Annotated in this window: 16 protein-coding genes and 1 riboswitch; of the genes, 7 read left to right on the forward strand and 9 right to left on the reverse strand. The window is 62.9% G+C overall.

Annotated elements, in window-relative coordinates:
• The first annotated feature begins 2 nt into the window (after nucleotides 1-2).
• The 3 genes from IV500_RS16125 (at nucleotide 3) to IV500_RS16135 (ending at nucleotide 4,114) form a co-directional block, all read left to right on the forward strand.
• On the forward strand, nucleotides 3-1,643 hold the full coding sequence (locus IV500_RS16125) for an ABC transporter ATP-binding protein (protein ID WP_196397833.1): 1,641 nt from the start codon (nucleotides 3-5) through the stop codon (nucleotides 1,641-1,643).
• 11 nt (nucleotides 1,644-1,654) lie between these two features.
• On the forward strand, nucleotides 1,655-2,437 hold the full coding sequence (locus IV500_RS16130) for an energy-coupling factor transporter transmembrane component T family protein (protein WP_196397858.1): 783 nt from the start codon (nucleotides 1,655-1,657) through the stop codon (nucleotides 2,435-2,437).
• Between the two features lie 144 nt (nucleotides 2,438-2,581).
• Nucleotides 2,582-4,114 carry a UDP-N-acetylglucosamine 1-carboxyvinyltransferase gene (locus IV500_RS16135; protein WP_196397834.1) on the forward strand — a complete coding sequence of 511 codons (1,533 nt, stop codon included), beginning with the start codon at nucleotides 2,582-2,584 and terminating at the stop codon, nucleotides 4,112-4,114.
• A gap of 81 nt (nucleotides 4,115-4,195) precedes the next feature.
• Here the strand turns inward: IV500_RS16135 and IV500_RS16140 are convergent, their stop codons facing one another.
• The 8 genes from IV500_RS16140 to IV500_RS16175 all read right to left on the reverse strand — a co-directional run bounded on the left by IV500_RS16140 (nucleotide 4,196) and on the right by IV500_RS16175 (nucleotide 11,862).
• The gene (locus IV500_RS16140; protein ID WP_196397835.1) at nucleotides 4,196-5,467 is read right to left on the reverse strand and encodes an O-succinylhomoserine sulfhydrylase; all 1,272 of its coding nucleotides are present in this window, start codon (nucleotides 5,465-5,467) and stop codon (nucleotides 4,196-4,198) included.
• Nucleotides 5,464-5,904 carry a rhodanese-like domain-containing protein gene (locus IV500_RS16145; RefSeq protein ID WP_196397836.1) on the reverse strand — a complete coding sequence of 147 codons (441 nt, stop codon included), beginning with the start codon at nucleotides 5,902-5,904 and terminating at the stop codon, nucleotides 5,464-5,466. Before IV500_RS16145 ends, IV500_RS16140 begins: the two co-directional genes overlap by 4 nt.
• Nucleotides 5,901-6,158, reverse strand: coding sequence for a DUF1737 domain-containing protein (locus IV500_RS16150; protein WP_196397837.1), 258 nt, complete (start codon nucleotides 6,156-6,158; stop codon nucleotides 5,901-5,903). The genes IV500_RS16145 and IV500_RS16150 overlap by 4 nt, the downstream gene beginning before the upstream one ends.
• A gap of 76 nt (nucleotides 6,159-6,234) precedes the next feature.
• A riboswitch (SAM riboswitch) is annotated at nucleotides 6,235-6,354 on the reverse strand.
• Nucleotides 6,355-6,431: 77 nt separating this feature from the next.
• Nucleotides 6,432-7,409: an aminodeoxychorismate lyase gene (locus IV500_RS16155; protein WP_196397838.1), complete on the reverse strand. Its 978-nt coding sequence runs from the start codon at nucleotides 7,407-7,409 to the stop codon at nucleotides 6,432-6,434.
• 21 nt (nucleotides 7,410-7,430) lie between these two features.
• Complete coding sequence (locus IV500_RS16160; protein WP_196397839.1) at nucleotides 7,431-9,719, reverse strand: chorismate-binding protein; 2,289 nt, start codon at nucleotides 9,717-9,719, stop codon at nucleotides 7,431-7,433.
• Between the two features lie 19 nt (nucleotides 9,720-9,738).
• Nucleotides 9,739-10,356, reverse strand: coding sequence for a LysE family transporter (locus tag IV500_RS16165; RefSeq protein WP_196397840.1), 618 nt, complete (start codon nucleotides 10,354-10,356; stop codon nucleotides 9,739-9,741).
• Between the two features lie 32 nt (nucleotides 10,357-10,388).
• On the reverse strand, nucleotides 10,389-10,922 hold the full coding sequence (locus IV500_RS16170) for a GNAT family N-acetyltransferase (RefSeq protein WP_196397841.1): 534 nt from the start codon (nucleotides 10,920-10,922) through the stop codon (nucleotides 10,389-10,391).
• Between the two features lie 121 nt (nucleotides 10,923-11,043).
• Nucleotides 11,044-11,862, reverse strand: a complete 819-nt coding sequence (locus IV500_RS16175) for a methyltransferase domain-containing protein (RefSeq protein WP_196397842.1) — start codon at nucleotides 11,860-11,862, stop codon at nucleotides 11,044-11,046.
• Between the two features lie 269 nt (nucleotides 11,863-12,131).
• Here IV500_RS16175 and dnaK point away from each other — a divergent pair, with 269 nt between their 5' ends.
• From dnaK to IV500_RS16195, 4 genes are all read left to right on the forward strand, one after another.
• Nucleotides 12,132-13,997 (forward strand): molecular chaperone DnaK, encoded by a 1,866-nt coding sequence (dnaK, locus tag IV500_RS16180; protein WP_196397843.1) that lies wholly within the window; start codon nucleotides 12,132-12,134, stop codon nucleotides 13,995-13,997.
• Nucleotides 13,998-13,999: 2 nt separating this feature from the next.
• Nucleotides 14,000-14,632 (forward strand): nucleotide exchange factor GrpE, encoded by a 633-nt coding sequence (locus IV500_RS16185; RefSeq protein ID WP_196397844.1) that lies wholly within the window; start codon nucleotides 14,000-14,002, stop codon nucleotides 14,630-14,632.
• 88 nt (nucleotides 14,633-14,720) lie between these two features.
• Complete coding sequence (locus IV500_RS16190) at nucleotides 14,721-15,728, forward strand: DnaJ C-terminal domain-containing protein (protein ID WP_196397845.1); 1,008 nt, start codon at nucleotides 14,721-14,723, stop codon at nucleotides 15,726-15,728.
• 51 nt (nucleotides 15,729-15,779) lie between these two features.
• A complete protein-coding gene (locus IV500_RS16195) occupies nucleotides 15,780-16,217 on the forward strand; it encodes a heat shock protein transcriptional repressor HspR (RefSeq protein WP_196397846.1) in 438 nt (145 codons plus the stop codon).
• A 30-nt stretch (nucleotides 16,218-16,247) separates the two neighbouring features.
• On the opposite strand, the gene IV500_RS16200 is transcribed toward IV500_RS16195, so the two are convergent.
• Nucleotides 16,248-19,655 (reverse strand): DEAD/DEAH box helicase, encoded by a 3,408-nt coding sequence (locus tag IV500_RS16200; RefSeq protein WP_196397847.1) that lies wholly within the window; start codon nucleotides 19,653-19,655, stop codon nucleotides 16,248-16,250.
• Nucleotides 19,656-20,070 lie beyond the last annotated feature (415 nt).

Below are 20,070 nucleotides of genomic sequence, written 5' to 3' on the forward strand. Positions count from 1 at the left end.
ACATGTCCCCTTACGACGCCGACACCCGGGAGCATACCCGGCCTGCGGCCGTTTGCGCGCGAGGCTGGGGCTGGCGGCATTCCGGCCGCGCAGCGCAGGCCGTCCGCGACTTGGAGCTGGATATTGCCCCGGGGGAGCGCGTGCTGCTGCTGGGGCCGTCCGGGGCCGGCAAATCCACTCTGCTGCATGCCCTTGCCGGCGTGCTCGGAGCGGACCAGGATGCTGCGGAGTCCGGCTCACTGACGGTCGACGGCGAAAACCCCGCCGTCCGCCGCGGGAGCGCAGGGCTGATGCAGCAGGATCCGGAGGCCCAGGTGGTGCTCTCCCGGATCGGGGACGATGTGGCGTTCGGTGCGGAAAACCTCGCCGTGCCCAGGGACGAGATCTGGCGCCGCGTGGGTAACGCGTTGGACGCGGTCGGACTGGACTTTCCGCTGGACCATCCCACCTCGTCACTGTCCGGCGGACAGAAGCAGCGCCTTGGCCTGGCCGGCATTCTTGCGATGCAGCCGGGCCTGCTGCTCCTTGATGAGCCCACGGCGAACCTCGATCCGGCCGGAGTGCTGGAGGTGCGCGACGCGGTGCTGCGGATGCTCGAAAGCACCGGGGCGACAATGGTGGTTGTCGAACACCGGGTGGCGGTCTGGGTGGACGTGGTGGACCGAATTGTGGTGCTCGCCCCCGGGGACCGCGGTCAGGGCGGCGGCGTGCTGATCGATGGTCCGCCACGCCACGTGCTGACGCAGGCGCGCCGGATGCTGACCGGAGCCGGCATCTGGGTGCCCGGCTACATCCCGGTCACCCGCCCCCGGAGGGGCGCCCTTGATGGTCAAATCGCCGGTCAAATTGGTGGTCAAATCGCCGGGCAAGCCCAAACCGGCGCTGATGTGCTGCTGGACGCTGATGTGCTGCTGGACGCCGATCAGCTCGCTGTATCGCGGCAGGCAGCTAACGGCGGTAAGCGCCGTGGTGCCGCACGGCGCCTCCCGGCCGCAGCGGTGGCGTCCGGCATTGACCTGCGTGTGCGCGCCGGTGCTGCGCTGAGTATCACCGGCCCCAACGGTGCCGGAAAATCGACGCTCGCCCTTACCCTCGGGGGTCTGCTTCCGCCGCTGGACGGGCGCTTGCGCGCGGCCGACGCGCTGAGCCGGGGGGCGGGGAACGAACCGCACCGCTGGAGCGGAGGAGACCTGATCCAACGCATTGGCACCGTGTTTCAGGAGCCGGAGCATCAGTTTGTCACCGGCCGCGTGCTGGATGAGCTGAACTTCGGACCTAAACTCCTGGGCCGCGGGTCCGAACGGGTCGATGAACTGCTGGAGCGGCTCCGGTTGACGCATCTGGCCGAGGCCAATCCGTACACGCTTTCCGGTGGAGAAAAGCGCAGGTTATCCGTGGCCACCGTACTGGCCGCTAACCCGTCACTCCTGGTGCTCGACGAGCCGACGTTCGGCCAGGACGCCAATACCTGGGCAGACCTGGTGGACTTGCTGACGGAACTGCTCGACGCCGGGACGTCCGTGATCTCAGTGACGCATGATCAGGAATTTACCCAGTTACTGGGGGGCACGCAGTTCCAGCTCACCGCCGCTGGGCGGCGGACCGTCGAAAACCCCACAACCGCGTGCGGAGGTGTCCGGTGAGCGTTGATGTGATGGCCGGACCGCGGTCAACAGCCGTGCTGGCCCGGGCGAATCCGCTGGCGAAACTCGCCGCGGCACTGATGCTGACCATCGTTTTACTACTGAGCGTGGACTGGGCCTCGGCCACCGTGGCATTGGTGTGTGAACTGGCAGTGCTGCCGCTCGCCGGCCTTAGTGCCCGCACGCTGCTGTTGCGCGGCTGGCCAATTCTGGCGGCTGCACTGGTCGGCGGTTACGGCTCGGCCCTGTTGGCGCCAAAGACCGGTGCGGTGCTGCTGGATTGGGGTCCGCTGCTCTTTACCGAGGGGTCGTTGCAGTCGGGCCTTGCCATTATGCTCCGTGGTATTGCCATCGCCCTCCCCGGCGTGATCGTCCTGGCCAGCACGGATCCAACGGATCTGGCGGATGCGCTGGCACAGAAGATGAAGCTTCCGCACCGATTCGTCCTAGGTGCCCTTGCCGCTCTGCGGCTGGTCGGTTTGCTGGTGGAGGAATGGCAGACGCTGGGAATGGCGCGGCGTGCTCGAGGAGTGGGCAGCGGATCCGGGTTTGCGGGCAGGTTCAAGGCGTCTCTGGGGCAGGCGCTGGCGCTGCTTGTGCAGGCGATCCGCAGAGCGTCCCGGCTGGCTGTCTCGATGGAAGCGAAAGGTTTCGGCGCGGGCCCGAGGAGCTGGGCGCGCGAGTCCAGGTTTGGGCCACTTGACGCGCAGGTCGTCGCCGCCGCTGTCCTGATGGTGGCAGCGGTAGTGGGCGCCGCCGTCGGACTGGGAACCTGGAACCCGGTGTTCGGGTAGGGGTAGCGTTGACGTGCGGAGGTTTCCCCGCCGGGAAGTGGCAAATATTCCGGATTATTGCACCAAACGGTTAGAAAACGCGCTGTTGTAGCATCCGGGCTGTCTTTTACAGCGCTTTATACATTCTATGATATAAATGGATTCATGACTCAAGTAGCTGCGGAATCCGTTGGAGTGCTGGTTCGTGATGCCCGCACAAACAAGGGCTGGACCCAGGGGCGGCTGGCGGCCGAGCTGGGCACCAGCCAGAGTGCGGTGGCGCGGATGGAACAGGGCAAACAGAATCTGAGCCTGAAAATGATTGGGCGGATGGAGACTATCTTCGGACGGAGCATAGTCAATGTGGGCGACGGCGGCAAGCAGCGGATCACGCATCTGCGCGTGGTAGGCGGTCACCAGCTCTCCGGCAGCGTTGACGTTAACTCCAGTAAGAATGCCGGCGTCGCCTTGCTGTGCGCCAGTTTGCTGAACCGCGGAACGACGACGTTGCGCCAGCTTGCACGGATCGAAGAAGTCAACCGCATTGTGGAGCTGCTGACCAGCATCGGCGTCGAATGCACCTGGCTGAACGCCAACGATCTGCTCATCAGGCGCCCCGCCGTACTCAACCTGCCGGCCATGGATGTGGAGGCCGCCCGACGCACGCGCAGTGTCATCATGCTGTTGGGGCCGCTGCTGGATGAAGAAGCAAGCTACCGGCTGCCCTATGCGGGTGGCTGCGATTTGGGGACACGGACCGTTGAGCCGCACATGCAGGCGCTGCGCGAATTCGGGTTATCGGTCCAGGCACATGCGGGGTTCTATGCCATCCAGGCTCCCGCGGCCGATAACCAGGACCGGTCCTTTGTGCTCACTGAGCGCGGGGACACGGTGACCGAAAATGCCGTGATGGCGGCGGCTCATCGGGAGGGCACTACAGTGATCCGCAATGCCAGCCCAAACTACATGGTCCAGGACCTGTGCTTTTATCTGCAGGGGCTGGGCATCAGCGTAGAGGGCATCGGCAGCACCACGCTGACCATCAGGGGCAAGGCCCGGATTGATGTAGACATCGAATATTCGCCCTCCGAAGACCCGATCGAGGCGATGAGCCTGATCACGGCCGGCATTGTCACCGGTTCCGAGGTCACCATCCGGCGGGTGCCCATCGAGTTCATGGAAATTGAACTCAGCGTGCTGGAGCAGATGGGCTTTCACTACCGCAAGTCGGCTGAGTACACCGCACATAATGGACATACCCGGCTGGTGGACATCACTACGCTGCCCTCGGAGCTGACTGCGGCTGCGGACAAGATCCATCCGATGCCGTTCCCGGGGCTGAATATTGACAATTTGCCGTTCTTCGCGGTGATCGCCTCCTGCGCGCAGGGGGCGACGCTTATCCATGACTGGGTCTATGAGAACAGGGCCATCTACCTGACCGAGTTGAATCGGCTCGGCGCCCGCGTGCGGCTGCTGGATCCGCACCGGATCGACGTTACGGGGCCCACGCGCTGGCGCGCCGCGGAAATTGGCTGCCCGCCGGCCCTGCGCCCGGCCGCCTGCATCCTGCTGGCGATGCTCGCCGCTAAGGGAACCTCCGAGCTGCGCAATATCTATGTGATTGAACGCGGCTACGAGGATCTCGCCGAGCGGCTGAACACACTCGGTGCCGAGATCGAATATTTCCAAGACTAAGCGTGAGCGGGTACATTTGTGACTTAAACCTGCTGAGCCCGGCGATTGAAGGGGGCAAATGTGCCCACTCACCCTTGTTGGTTAAAGTTGGGCCGCGGCGAGAGCAGTCTTCAAATCCCCGATGAGATCCTCAATGTCTTCCAGTCCCACCGACAGACGCAGCACGCCGTCGGTCAGTCCAATGGAGGCGCGACCTTCCGGCCCCATTGCCCGATGCGTGGTGGTGGCCGGATGCGTTATCAAGGACTTGGTATCGCCAAGATTGTTGGAAATGTCGATGATTGTCAACGCATTGAGCAGCGCAAATGCCGCATCCTTAGCTGCTGTTCCAGCAGCATTGCCTCCTTTCAGCTCGCTGTCCGAGTCGGCATTGCTGCCGACACAGCCCAATGAAGCGAGCTCGAAGGTGAGGACGGTGCCCCCTGCCTTCATCTGGCTCCGCGCGAGCTCAAATTGTGGATGCGAGGGCAACAGCGGGTACCGTACCCAATTCACCGCCGGATGCTGCTCCAAAAACTCTGCCAGGCGCAGTGCTTTGGCAGCCGAATGTGCCACCCGAAGACCCATGGTCTCCAGCCCCTTGGTCAGCACCCATGCATTGAAGGCAGACAGCGCAGGGCCGGTATGGCGCATCAGTTGCTTCACGGGTCCGTCGATGAACTCCCGAGTGCCCAAAATGGCGCCGCCAAGCACGCGCCCTTGACCGTCGATATGTTTCGTTCCGGAGTAGACAATCACATCCGCGCCCAGCTCCCCGCACTTTTGCAGCAGCGGGGTGGCGAAGACGTTGTCCGCCACGACCGTTGCGCCGGCAGCATGTGCCAGCGCGCAGACAGCCCTGATGTCCACGATTTCCTGCATCGGGTTCGACGGCGACTCGAAGAAGACCGCCGTCGTCGGCACCGAAAGTGCTTCCCGCCATTGCTGCAGATCAGCGCCGTCCACGAAAACGGTTTCCACACCCCAGCGCGGCAGGATTTCATTGAGAATGACGAAGCAGGAGCCGAACAGCGAGCGTGCCGCGACAACCCGGTCCCCGGCGCCCAGTAGGGCGCCGAGGGCGGTAAAGACCGCCGACATCCCGGAAGCGGTGGCGAAGCATGCTTCCGTGCCCTCGAGCAGCCGCAGCCGTTCCTGGAAAGTGGCAACCGAGGGGTTTCCGTACCGGGAGTAGACGAAGCGGTCCACCTCGCCGGTGAAGGCCTGCTCCGCGGCCTGGGCCGATCCGTAGACATAGCCGGAGTTCAGGAACAATGCCTCCGAAGTTTCCTGGAATCCGGTACGGTCCAGGCCGCCACGAACCGCCTGCGTGGACGGCGCCCAACCGGTTGCTTGGGGGTTGAAGTTGCTCATGCTGGACCCTGGCCCTCAGCTGTTGGCGTAAGTTGCCTGCGCGAGTACGGAAGGCTGCGGTTTTTCCAGCCGTTGAGGATCCTGTCCCCGTAGGCATCGGGGCTGCCCTCGAAGCCGTCCAGTACATTCCAACTGGTAAAGCCCGCGGAGGCTGCAAGCTCGGCGGCGCCGATCGAGCGCACGCCGGAACGGCAGAGGAAGATCAGTTCCACCTCCGCGGCGTTGGGAGCCTGGGCCCGCAGCTGTTCAAGAAAATCCAGGTTCTGCGTGCCGCCGGTCAGGTTCCACTGAATGAAGAGCGGAACGCGGCCTGTTGCGGAGGTGTCCGGGATGCCGATGTGGTTCCATTCGGCCTCGGTCCGCACGTCCACCAGCAGCGCACCGGCCAGCAGCTTTTCCCAGGCCTGCGCCACCGTAAGATCGCCCGCGTAGCTCATTTGCCGCTGTCGTTCGTGGTGCCGGTAGCGTTCGTGGTGCCGGTAGCGCTTGAGATAAGGGCGGAGGGCAGGATCACCGCCTGCGCAGCTACCGTCTGTCCGCCGTCGAAAGCCAGCGCGGGACTGCCATAAAGTACATATCCGTCGGCCAGGGCCGCGCTGACACGTGCGCAGAAGGAACGGTCATTGGGCCCGCTGAGCAGGCGGTAAGCCAGCGGCGCGTCGGCGGCAGGCGGGGCTGTTGGGGCTGTCACGAGAGAGGTCTCCTCATTGCAATCAATGGTGCGGCCAATGGATGCAGGCGAGGGGGCGACCAAGGACCGCCGGAACCGTTCACGCTTGCAAGCCTGGGCCGTCACGCCGGGGTTTGCCGAGTAGTCACCTGAGGCACCCCGCCGGAAAGAGGGTTGCCGGCCAGCAAGTCAGGGCTTAGCGCTGGCACTCATTACTCATTGAAAACGTAGCATACGGCCCTGGGTGTGGGACAGTCCGCAGCCGGAGTATGGCTCCTGATGACGGACGGGAATCTATTGGGTGCCGGCGATCAGCTTGTTGAGCTCGGTGGTGAGGGCACGCCGGGCATCGGGGGTGCCGATTTCCCGCCCATCGATTCGGTTAACCGGTGCCAGCAGGCGAACGCTGGAAATGAGCCAAACGGCGTCCGCGTCAAAGAGGTCCGCTGGTTCGACCGGTCCGTATCCCAGTTCCCAGCCGGCGGCCTTGGCGGCTGTGAACAGCGCGCCCTGCGAGGTGCCCGGCAAAATACCGCTGTCCAGCCGGGGCGTGATCAGACGTCTGATCCGATCCGGCCCGTCTCCTTCGGCGTGGGCCAGCAGTACGGACGACGTCGGTCCCTCCAAAACACGTCCGTCCCCACTGGTGAAAATAACGTCATCAGCGCCGTGCGCGCGGGCGTACCGCAGAGCGGCCATATTGACGGCATAGGACAGCGTTTTTGCGCCGAGCAAGAGCCACGGCGCGCGGTCGGCAACGGAACTGTCGTAGCCACGGTCCAGCAGCAGCACATCAACCCCGGTCTCCCGTTGTGCCCGTCCCGCCGCGGGCGGCTCCGAAGCCTGCACCCACGCCGTGGGCGTAGTCCCACCCTCCACACCGCGCGTCACAATGAGCTTGAGCACCATTTCATCGTCGTTGGTGGTGCTGTCGTTGGTGGTGCTGTCGTTGGTGGTGCTGTCGTTGGTGGTGCTGCCGTTCCCGCTTCCGCTGGCGTCGGCGCGGTCACGGCGAAATTCCTTGACCGCGGTGGCCATAGCGCGGCGCCACTGATCCTGCGCCGGGACCTGCAGATCCATGGCGCGGGCCGAGGAATCCAGCCGGTCCAGATGGGCCTGGCTCTTCCTGATGTTTCCGCCGACCACCAGCAGGGATTCGAACACGCCGTCCCCCCGCGTGGCACCCTGATCGGTGGCCATCAGTGCCGGTACCGCGGCATCCACGATGCGCCCTGCCGGCACGGACGGATCCAGGAACACCAATACAGTCATGGTTTTAGCTTAGTGCCGCGGTCAGTTGGGAAACACGGTGCCAATTGCCTTCAGGACGCCGTAAGCCTTCGCCTGGACCTCCAGCCATTCCTCATGCGGGGCGGAATCGGCGGTGATGGCGCCGCCCACACCCAGGCTCAGCCGGTCGCCGTCGTCCGTCGTTTCCAGCACCAGAGTGCGGATGGTGACAGCGAGATCCGCGGCGCCATTGAGGGAAAAGTAGCCGACGGCGCCGGAATAGACGCCGCGCGGAGCGCCTTCCAGCTCATCCAGAATGGCCATCGTGGAAATTTTGGGCGCACCCGTCATCGAACCCGCGGGGAAGGCTGCGGCGACTGCTTCTGTGCGCGTGGCCCCAGGCCGCAGCTGCGCCTCGATAGTGCTGACCATCTGATGCACGGTCGCGTAGCTTTCCACGGCGCAGAGCCGACGCACCGCAAGCGAATCGGGCACCGCAAAGTGTGCAAGGTCATTGCGCAGCAGATCCACGATCATGATGTTCTCCGCCCGGTCCTTGGCAGAATTTTCCAGCGCCGCTTTCAAGGCAGCATCCCGGGCAGGGTCAGCGTCCCGGCGGCGCGTGCCCTTGATCGGCTCCGCGCGCATGGTTCCATCGGCGGTGATCCGCAGAAAACGCTCCGGCGAGGTGCCGGCGATGGACACGTTGTCAAAATGCAGGTAACTGGCAAACGGAGCAGGATTCCCCCGGCGCAGCTGCCGATAGGTACGCCACGGGTCCATGCCAGCCGCCGGGCGGGCGGTCAACGCGGTGGTTAGGCAGATTTCGTAGGAATTACCGTCGGCAATTTCCGCCTGTGCCCGGGCGATTTTTGCTTTGTACTGTATCTCTGTATCGCGGCAGGTGAACACGGGCGCCGGTTGATCGACTGCCTGTCCCGGCGCGGGTTGATCGTCTACCTGTCCGGGCGCGGCCTGTCCTTGCGGGGTTTGTCCGTCCGGGTCCTGCCCGTCGGCGGGCAGCCTGTCCGGGGCCTGGCGGCCTCCGGAATGCACCGCAATCGCAGCACGGGCGGCAGCCAGCCAAACGTCGGCTTCGCTCGTTGCCTGGTCAGCAGGGTCGACCGCGTCAGATTCTCCAGCAAGGGTCAGCAGGTAGACGCAGCGCTGGGCATGGTCGATGACGACGGCACGGCCGGCGAAGATCAGCGCGGCATCATCGGGTCGGCCTGCCGTTCCCGGCCCGGCGGCGTCGGCCCCGCCGGTTTCGCGTTTGAGTTCGTATCCCAGGTATCCCAGCCAGCCCAGCGTAAAACCGCATACATAATCGTCCGGAGCACGGACGGCGCGGCGGCCCCAGACCGTGTCCAGCCAACGGAAGAACGGTCCCGGGGTTCGCGCGGTGACGGCCCCGGAGCTGATTCTGGTCACACCACCGCCGTGCCGCGCATACTGACCGTATGCGCCGCCGTCGTCCGCCATGATGGAGAACCGACTGCGCGTGCCCGGATCATCGCTCCAACCGTCCGCATCGTCTGTATCGCCCGGACCGCCCGCATTGTCCGGACCGTCTGCATCGCCCGGACCGGTGGCCCGGACTGCGGTGGCGTTGGAGCTGTCCAGCCAGACGGAGTGCGCTGAGCCGCCATAGAGCGAGCCGAAGAGCCTCTCTTGGTCCGGATAAGCCTCCACCCGGTGTACCTGCAATGCCAGACCGCGGCGCCGGGCACGTTCGGGAGCGAGCAAAGCATCCAACGGCGGCAGGGACGTCAAAGCCAGCAGCACCTGGCCGGGCGTGGAATCATCGGTCCGACCCTGGACCAGCAGGTCTGCTGCCTCGTCCTCGATGGTCCCCAGCAGCTCATCTTCCTGAACTGACCAGGCATCCCAGAACGGCGCAAACGTTTCCCCGTCCCGCGCGATGGCACGGGCCTTGCGGTGATCGGCCGGTGCCTCAACCCTGATGACAACGTCCAGGAGGGGGGCTGCGGACGAGTGCGCGGCGCCGACGCCCTCCATAATCACGATCTCAGCGGGCTCTGTAACGTGCAGAGCGCCGTCATAATGATTGTCCCAATCCCAGCTGATCCACTGCGCCGGCAGCCCGTTGCGCAGCGGTGTCAGGACCGTGCTTACGTAGCGTTCCACACCGGCCGCCAGGCCATTCCAGCCCGGGTAAATGTCTTCCAGATGGAAGACCGTCACCTTGTGGTGCTCGCGGAGCAGCGCCGCGAGTTCCAGCGCCAGCGTGGTTTTTCCTGCCCCGGACCGGCCGTCGATGCCGATTATTACCGGCAGCGGGCTGCCGGAGCGCATCGGTTGGCCGTGCTGGGATCCGGCTGTCGAAATCATTTCGTTAGTCTAGCGAGAGTTAGAGCAGTGCCAGCAGGAGACCGACGCCGATGAAGAGTACGCCGAAGCTGCTGTTCAGCGTCAGCTGGCCCCGCGGACTGCCTGTTAGATGTTTAAGCTGCTTGGCCCCGGCGGCAAAAATAAACCACATCACCACCACGTCGATCAGAACCACCGTGGCGGTCAGCACGGCGTACTGCGGCGCGAGCGGCGCGTCCGCACGGATGAACTGCGGCATGAAGGCAAGGAAGAAGACTATGGCCTTGGGGTTGAGCAGATTCACCCAAAATCCGCGCAGAAACATGGAACGGCCCGACTCCGCGGCGGTCGCGGAGTCATCCGGATTGGTGCTTGGCTTTGTCAGTAACTTCCGGATGCCCAGATAAATCAGATAGGCGGCGCCGGCGTATCGGATGATGTGGAAGGCCAGGGGCGAGCTGGAGACGAGTAAACCAACGCCGGCGGCAACGATCGCAATGTGAATAATCAGTGCCAGCTGCTGGCCCAAAATGCCCCAAATGGAGCGCCGAAAGCCCGACGTCAGCGCGTTGCTCATTGTGTTGATCGCTCCGGCGCCGGGAGTCAGGCTGATCATTGCGCCGGCGCCCAACAGGGCCAACCACAGGGAAAATTCCATTCCGTTAGCCTAAAGCCAGTTCCACGTGGCGTTTACGCGCGGCTGATCCAGTAGCGGCGCTTGCAGCTGCGGCTGTCCTCATACACTCCTTTGTTGCGCTCAATGGTGGCCCGCGAGCCGGCGTTCGACTCGTCACACGTCAGCAGCACCCGGTCCATCCCCAGCGTCCAGGCGACGGGCAGGATCCCGCGCAGCGCACTGGTCGCGTGTCCTTGCCGCCTTGCACTGGGCCGGACACTGTATCCAATGTGCCCGCCCTCCTGGAGAAGGTATTCGTTGAGTTCATGCCTGAGGGCGATGGACCCGAGGAATCTGCCCGAATCCACGATCCACCGGTAGGTGCACGGGACGTAGCCTTCCATGCGTTCGGCATCCGGCAGCGCGTCAGAGATCAGTGCGACGGTGAAACGTCGAAAAGTTTCCGAATCCCGCAGCTCATCCAGCGGCCACTGCTCCGCACCTACGGCTTCGACGCCCGCCCCGTCCAGATGGACTCCCTGGAACTCTTCGGTGCCTTCCAGCCAGGACTTGTGGAACCGGACATCCGGGATGATGAGTGAGGTCATCAGTCGATCCTAGTCCTGGCCCATGTTAACCAACTCCACTTGATCAACCTCGGCAACATAAGGTTTCCACGTGGGTAACCCGGCATCGCTAAAGCTCTGTGGAGGAACCTATCCGGGGATGCTAGGCCCGGGCGATAATCTCACCGTTCGGAATCAGGAACCAGCCGTCTGGGGCCTGTGCCCATCTCCGCCAACCGGCTGAGATCTGCTCCAGCTCGGCGCGGTCGGCCAGCCCATACTTCAGGGCCTGCTCCGCGAAGCCGGAACTGAGAACGCGCTCTGCCCATGCGCCGGCGTGCCATTGGCGCTGCTCGTCTGTGGTGTATAGCCAGTTGGCCGATGACGGCTTAATGTCCGTGAAACCGGCCGCCTGCGCCCAGCTGATCAGGCGCCGTCCAGCGTCCGGCTCCGCGCGATTATGCCGCGCCACTTTCTGGTAGAGATCCATCCACTGATCCAGTTCAGGCAGTTGCGGGTACCAGGCCATGGCGTGGAAATCCGCGTCCCGGACAGCCACTATTCCACCGGGCCTGGCAACCCGGTGCATCTCCCGCAGTGCCGCTACCGGATCGGTCAGATGCTGGAGAACCTGATGCGCATGGACCACGTCGAACTGGGCGTCAGGGAAATCGAGGTCATAGATATTGCCGGTGCGGAAGGTTAAATTACCCAGCTGCTGTTCCTCGGCCAGCGCCTGAGCCTGGGCCACCGCTTCGGGTGCGCGGTCCAGGCCGATGACTGCGGCCGGTGTCACCAGAGGGGCGAAGTCTGCCGTGATCGTACCGGGCCCGCTGCCGACGTCGAGCACCGAGAGCCCGGGCAATAGGTGCGGCAGCAGATAGGCAGCGGAGTTTGCTGCGGTCCGGGCTGCGTGTGAGCGCAGTACGCTCTCGTGATGGCCGTGCGTGTAAACGTCATTCCCGCGTCCCGTTTCACTCATGCTGGGGACCTTACGCGGTGATGCGTGCGGCCGCCAGAGGTGTTCAGGGACTGAGCGCGGACGACGACGTCGGCCGCGTGCCGCCGTCGTCCGTTTCGCTCAAAGCGAAACATGAGTCCAGGACGCTCAACTTGATTTGACATCAATTCCCGTCTGAGTAGAGTTGAGTGCAGAACGCTCAATGGACCGCTGGTTGAGCGGCGTCGGCAGGCCCCGAAGGATGGGGCGGCGGCAAACTCCGGCAGCGAAAACTGAAAGGAAACGCCCTTATGTCACGTGCAGTAGGAATTGACCTCGGAACCACCAACTCCGTCGTCTCTGTACTCGAAGGCGGCGAGCCCACCGTCATTGCGAACGCCGAGGGCGGCCGCACCACACCCTCCGTCGTTGCGTTCTCCAAGACCGGGGAAGTCCTGGTGGGGGAGATTGCCAAGCGTCAGGCCGTCAATAACATTGACCGCACCATCTTCTCCGTCAAGCGCCACATGGGCACCGACTGGACTGTCGGGATCGACGACAAGAAATACACGGCGCAGGAAATTTCCGCACGCGTGCTGATGAAACTTAAGAACGACGCCGAAAGCTATCTGGGTGAGAAGGTCACCGACGCCGTGGTCACCGTACCGGCGTACTTCAATGACGCCCAGCGCCAGGCCACAAAGGAAGCCGGCGAGATTGCCGGCCTGAACGTGCTGCGCATCGTCAACGAGCCGACGGCGGCTGCCTTGGCATACGGACTGGATAAGGGCAAGGAAGACGAACTCATCCTGGTCTTCGACCTCGGCGGCGGAACCTTCGACGTCTCCCTGCTGGAAGTCGGCAAGGACGAAGACAATTTCTCCACCATCCAGGTACGCTCCACTTCCGGCGACAACCGCCTTGGCGGCGACGACTGGGACCAGCGCGTAGTGGATTACCTGCTCAAGCAGCTCAAGGTCAAGGGCATCGATCTGTCCAAGGACAAGATTGCCCTTCAGCGTATGCGTGAGGCATCCGAGCAGGCCAAGAAGGAGCTCTCCTCCGCGACCAGCACCAACATTTCGCTGCAGTACCTGTCCGTGACCGCCGATGGTCCGGTTCACTTGGACGAGCAGCTGACCCGCGCGAAGTTCCAGGAACTGACCTCGGACCTGCTGGAGCGCACCAAGAAGCCGTTCCACGACGTGATCAAGGAAGCCGGAATCAAGGTTTCCGACATCGACCACATCGTGCTTGTCGGCGGCTCCACCCGGATGCCGGCCGTCTATGACCTGGTCAAGGAACTTGCCGGCGGCAAGGAGCCCAACAAGGGTGTCAACCCGGATGAGGTTGTAGCCGTTGGAGCCGCACTGCAGGCCGGTGTCCTCAAGGGCGAGCGCAAGGACGTGCTGTTGATCGACGTCACCCCGCTGTCCCTCGGTATTGAGACCAAGGGCGGAGTGATGACCAAGCTGATCGAGCGGAACACGGCCATCCCGACGAAGCGTTCGGAAACGTTCACCACGGCCGATGACAATCAGCCGTCCGTCGCCATCCAGGTGTTCCAGGGCGAGCGCGAGTTCACCCGGGACAACAAGCCGCTGGGCACCTTCGAGCTGACCGGAATCGCTCCGGCCCCGCGCGGAGTGCCGCAGGTTGAGGTTACCTTCGACATCGACGCCAACGGCATTGTGCATGTGTCCGCCAAGGACAAGGGCACCGGCACCGAGCAGTCCATGACCATCACCGGTGGTTCGTCGCTGTCCAAGGAAGACATCGATCGGATGGTCCGCGAAGCCGAAGAGCACGCCTCCGAGGACAAGGCACGCCGCGAGCAGGCGGACATCCGCAATAGCGCCGAGCAGCTACAGTACTCGGTGGCCAAGGTCCTGGCCGACAATGACGAAAAGCTGCCCGAGGACGTCAAGACGGAGGTTTCGGCCGACGTCGACGCACTCAAGGAAGCGCTCGCCGGCACCGACGAGGACGCAGTGAAGAGCACGTTTGAAAAGCTGCAGGCTTCGCAGTCCAAGCTCGGCGAAGCCATCTACGCTGCTGCCCAGTCGGAGGCTCCGACCGCCGACGGCGCCGCGGGGGCCGACGCGGGAACCGCTTCCGACGGCGCCGACGAAGACATCGTTGACGCCGAAATTATTGACGAAGACGAGAAGAAGTAACCATGGCAAAGCACGGTGACGATGCGGATAACGCAAACGATCGGTCGCCGGACGAGTCAGCAGCAATCCCCCAGGAGGGGGTTCCGGCTGACTCCACCGGCGAAACCGCGGGGAATGCAGCAGATACCGGCGCCGAGGGCGACGCGCTGTCCCAGGCGGAGGATATCCTCAACGGCGTTGAGGTCCCGGCCGAGGATTCCGTGACACAGGGCTCTGCAGCCGAGCTGACCGCGGAGTTGAAAAATGATTTACTTCGGCTCCAGGCCGAGTATGTCAACTACCGCAAACGGGTCGAACGTGACCGCGCGGTGGCCGGTGAGATGGCGGTGATTGGCGTGCTCAATTCGGTGTTGCCCGTTCTGGACGATATCGATGCTGCCCGTCAGCATGGCGATCTGACGGACGGACCGTTTGCATCCATCGCTCTCAAGCTGGAAAACACGCTGAAAACGTACGGTTTGAACCGCATCGATGAAACCGGTGTGGCATTTGATCCTACGGTTCACGAAGCGTTGATTCAGCAGCCGGGTGAGGACATCGATATTGATACAGTCAGTCAGGTGCTTCGAGCGGGCTACCGGACCGAGAACCGGGTGCTGCGCGCAGCCCAGGTGATTGTGGCCGTACCGGCCTGACCCATCGAATGAGCGGCAGGTGCCCTTAGAGGTCCTCTTAGGGCACTTGCTGTCCGCTCGACTCACACATTTTTAGAAAGGAGACGCCTTGGCAAGTCAGGATTGGGTCGACAAGGACTTCTATAAGATCCTCGGCGTTTCCAAAGACGCATCCGACGCGGACGTCAAGAAGGCGTACCGCAAGCTGGCCCGGAAGTATCATCCGGATACGAACCCCGGAAACGCGGCTGCGGAAAAGACGTTCAAAGATATCTCTGAGGCTTACTCGGTGCTGTCCAGCCGTGAGGACCGCGAACAATACGACGCGATCCGGGCTATGGGTGGCGGCGCCCGCTTTAGTGCAGGCGGTGCTGGGGCTGGTGGCCAGGGTGCCGGGTTCGACGATCTCTTCGGCGGGCTTTTCAACGCCCAGCGCGGCGGTGGCGGACGGACCCGGAGCACCGGGCCGCAGGGCTTTGATGCCTCGGGTCTACCACCGGAGTTCGCTGACCTCTTTGGCGGGGGTGGCGGAGGTTTCGGGGGCGCGGGCGGCGGATACCAGCCGCCGGCCACGAAGGGGTCCGACCGCACGGCATCCACAACGATTTCCTTTGCCGGTTCTATTCGGGGCACCACTATTGGTCTGCGCGAACCCTCCGGCGAAGTCATCGACGTGCGCATCCCGGCGGGCATCAAGGACGGACAGAAGGTCCGGGTCCGCGGCAAAGGCAAGCAAGGGCTGGCCGGTCCGGGCGATCTGGTGGTCACGGTGCAGGTCAAACCGCATGGGTTCTTTATCCGGGACGGCAATAACATCCGCATTCACGTGCCGGTCACTTTCCCGGAGGCGGCGTTGGGCGCCGACATCTCGGTGCCGACTCTCACGGGTGAATACGTCAAGGTCAGGGTTGCTGCCGGAACACCTTCCGGGCGCACCCTGCGTGTCAAGGGCAAGGGAGTGACGACGGCGAAGGCTGCCGGGGACCTATTGGTCACCATCGATGTGACGGTCCCGCAAAAGCTCAGCGATGAAGCGCAGGAAGCTGTCAAGGCGTTTGCACAGGCAACATCCGAGGGCGACCCACGGGTTGAACTTGCCGCGAAAGCCAAGCTGTAGCGCGGAAAGCGGACGACAGCAGGTAGCTGTCCGGAGCGGAAGGAGAAGCTGGTGGGGATAGATCCAGGCGCCCCGATTTTCGTGATCTCGGTGGCGGCCGAGCTGGCGGAGATGCATCCCCAGACGCTTCGCCAGTACGACCGCCTCGGCATCGTTTCCCCTAGTCGGGCCCCAGGCCGTTCACGCCGGTACTCCCAGCATGATGTGGATATGCTCCGCGAAGTGCAGCGGCTGTCCCAGGAGGGCGTCTCGCTGGAGGGCGTCAAACGTATTCTGGAACTGGAAAATCAAGTGGCCGCGCTGCAGGCCAGGGTAGCGGAACTGGCGGAGCAGCTCGCGTCTGCTGGTTCCGACGCCCGGCGTTGGCGCGGACGCGACGCATCCAGAGTCTTCGCGGCCGGCCTCGCGGGAGATGTGGTGACGCTGGCCCGGGGCCAGCGGCCGCGCCCAAGATCCCAGGCCGTCGTCGTATGGCGTCCGCAGCTTTAGCTCTAGCGCGGTGGGCGCGACCCGCAGACCTTATTCGCTGAAAAGTCCGGCCAGATCTGCCGCAGTCAGTGCTCCGCCGGATAGTGAATCTCCGCTCATCACGTCGGCGAAGAGCGCAGACTTTTTGGATTTCAGGGCCATCACCTTTTCCTCGATGGTGTCTTTGGCAACAAGCCGGTAGACCATGACGTTTTTTTCCTGACCGATCCGGTGCGTGCGGTCCACGGCCTGGGCCTCGGACGCCGGATTCCACCACGGATCCAGGATGAAAACGTAGTCCGCCTCAGTTAGGTTCAGCCCGAACCCGCCGGCTTTGAGGCTAATCAGAAACAACGGCGCAGTGCCAAGCTTGAAGTCTTCGACGACGGCGGAGCGGTTGCGGGTACTTCCGTCCAAATAGCAGAACCCGGTTCCCTGTGCGTGCAAACGCTGCCGGACCTTATCGAGGAAACCGGTGAATTGGCTGAAAATCAGCGCACGGTGACCTTCCTCAAGGACGTCCTCCAACTGCTCAAAAAGTACGTCTAATTTGCTGGCACGGACGCCCTGAAGATTCTCGTCCACCAAGGTGGGATCCAAGCTGAGCTGTCGCAGCAGAGTCAGCGATTGGAAGATCGTGAAACGGTTCTTGTTCACATCGTCGAGCAGACCGAGGATCTTCTGCCGTTCGCGCTGCAGATGCGTTTGATATACCTTCTGGTGCCGTGGATTGAGAATCACCTCCAGCACCTGCTCCTGCTTGGGTGGAAGGTCGCTGATAACCTGTTCCTTGGTCCGGCGCAGCATGAGCGGGCGAACGCGCGACTTTAACTTGGCGAGCAGCTCGGAGTTTCCTGCCTTTTCAATCGGCTTCTGGTAGAACTCGGCGAATCGCTTGGGGCTGGGAAACAAGCCCGGCGCAACGATAGAGGTCAGCGCCCAAAGTTCCATCAGATTGTTTTCCAGCGGTGTGCCGGTGACGGCAAGTTTGAACGGGGCATTCAGCTTTCGCCCGCATTGGTAAGCCTTGGACTGGTGATTCTTCACGAACTGCGCCTCGTCCAGAATCAGTCCCGCCCATGAATGCGCAGCGTAGGAATCAAAATCGATTCGGAACAGCGCATATGACGTCACCACAATGGCAGCTCCGGCAAAAAAAACCGCAGGATCCTGCCCGCTCTTACTGAACGTTTCCCCAGCCGCGATGGTGCGCAGACCAGGGGCAAAGCGGAGCGCTTCGGCCTGCCAGTTACCCACCACGCTGGTGGGTGCCACCACCAGGAACGGCGCACCCGAGGGGTTATTGGTCTTGGCCTCACAGAATAAGGCCAGCGTCTGAACCGTCTTCCCCAAGCCCATATCATCGGCCAGAACCCCGCCAAGGCCCTTGTTGTATAGGAAACTAAGCCAGTTGTAGCCCTCCAGCTGGTACGGACGGAGAGTGGCGTTGAGGGATGCCGGGGCAGGCAGAGACGTGGGTGCGGCGCCGCGTAAAAGCCCCTCGACGGCGCTGCGCCATCGGGTGGCCTGCTGTTCCACAATGCCCAACTGCACGAGCTCTTCCCACAGACCGGCCTGAAAGCGGCTGATGGTCAACGCGCCACCAGCGCCGTCCTGCAACCCACGCGCCTCGTCAATCAGGTCCCGCAGCTTGTGAAGTTCCGGCAGATCCAAGGAAAAATACGCTCCGCTGGGCAACAGCATGCGCGTATGCCCCGCTGCCAAAGCCGAAAAGACATCCGAGAAGGGTACTGCCTCACCCTCGAGGGTGATCACGATACCAAGGTCAAACCAGTCCCGGTCCGCGGTTGCCGTCGTGGAAATGCTAATAATCGGCGCTTCTGAGGCCTCATGGTAATCCGCAACTTCTCCAGCGATTTCAACCTCAACCTCGGGAAGCAGTCTCAGCGTCGGGAGGACCTGCTCGGTAAAGGCCAGCGTGTCCAGCCCTTGGAGGGTCACAGAGCCGGCCAGCCTTGGTTTGTGCCACAGATTATCGGCGGATTCGGCTAGTGCGGGCACCAGAGTCCACGGTTCCCCAACTGCCGCCAGAATACGGGCCTGTGCTGCTTCGTCCCTTGAGGCCGAATCCTCCGGTCTTCCCCACAGCGGCTGGGCGCTTACATTGGGGCCGGCGGCATAGTGCCACTCCCAGTGCAGACGAAGACTATGGTCGTGTCCGAAATTTGCCAGCAGCGAGAGTACCGGTGCTGTGTAGACAGGCAGCTCAATGGAATGATCGGCGGAAACGACCTCAGCGGATCGCTTCAGCTGCGGATAAAACTGCGTCAGGAATCGTTCCTCGTCGCGGGCCGGGATCCGGACCCGCGAGCCGGCAGTGACAAAGTCGAGCAACTGCACGGAGGGAGAAGATTCAAGCGGGACGAGGGTGATATCGCCCGGAACTACCGCATCCGGTGCAGAGGAAGCAGAGACCGAAGCCGCCTCGAGCTGAAACCCGTCGTCCGTGTAAAACAGCCCATGTGCCGAGCGTCCAATGGAACCGATGACGCCCGGTTCGAGACGGCGTCCGTTAACGGTCACGAGCGCACCCAGGTCCAGGCCGCCGTCGTGCGCCCGACTGAGATTCAATTGGACGGCTGCAGGATCCTGCAGAACCTGGATGGGCTCCATGGAACCATGGCCGTTGAGGAGTTGCAGACCGATGTCCTTGGCGTCGGAGAACAGGATCCATAGGTTCCGGCCAGCATAGGTGTTCAGTGAAAGCCAGGGAGATGCTGCGTTTTGCTGGTGTGTGGCGGGGGAATGCGAGCTGAGGAATTCGAGAAGCCACTCCAGGTGGCTTTCATTGAATTTACGGCCGAAGTTCAGGTAATTGAGGGTGCTCCAACTGATGCCGCTGCGTAGCCATTTGCCTTTGGCCCCCATGGCTACGGGGCGGACATTGAGCTGAGGGGCCGCGGTCCGTTTGCCTGCGGACCCGTAGATGTGCGGCACGTGGGAGCTCGATGGCAACGCGTTGGGTTCGTCGATTTCAAACTGCAAAGCCAGCCGAGGGCGGTCATCCTGGGTACTACTGACTGTGGTTGGGAGGAGACCTTGAAGGGCCTTTTCCCAGCCGGTGGAATCTGCGGAATCGGGTGCGGCAGCGGTGTGACGCGAAGAAGGACTATGCGTACCAAGAAGAGCGCCGATCTTCCGGTCTGCCTCGGCGGCGAAAAGAAGCGCCGCTACATGCTTGCAGTTCTGCCGGAGAGGGCAGTTGCAGATGCCCACCGTGCACTGCCAGGTTCCGCTCACTCCATGGACAAGCTTGGCAGTTGCGCTGAATTCGGCAGGTCCGGATATTTTGCCCCGGAGCAGCCCGGAAGTGGGCTCGAATGCGATCCCGATAACGCGGCCCGCACGGAAATAGTCGAAACCAGCCGCGGCTGAAAGTTCGTCAATACTGGGCGCCCGGGTAACCAGCTCTGGTGAGCCGGTGGGGGAAAACGTCACTTAATAGACTTCCTACAGGGTATTTATGGCTTCCATTGGTCAGAGCTCTACTGTTCAATCTTAGGCGGCAGGAGAATCGGATTCCGCGATTGAGAGGACCACGGTGAGTTTTTAGCGTTTGATTGAAGCCGTGGGTCAGCGCCTTGACGACACTGGGGCCCGTTATGACTGTTGGCGCTGTCAGTTCTCTTGCGTAGGCAGCGGGCGCCTATTTGTGCCGGGGAGCAGTGGGGCTGTGGAGGTGTAGTTGAGGCCGAGGGGTGTGGTGATTTTTACGGTGTGTCGTGGGGGTGTTCCGGTGACCGGTCCGGGTGTTCCGGTTGGTGGTGGGGTTCGGGGTTGTGGGGTGGAGGTCCAGCCGGGTGTTTCTTTGCGGTAGTTGCAGCGTTCGCAGAGTCCTTGGCCGTTGAGTTCG

Source organism: Arthrobacter terrae (assembly GCF_015708085.1).
GTDB lineage: Bacteria > Actinomycetota > Actinomycetes > Actinomycetales > Micrococcaceae > Arthrobacter_M > Arthrobacter_M terrae.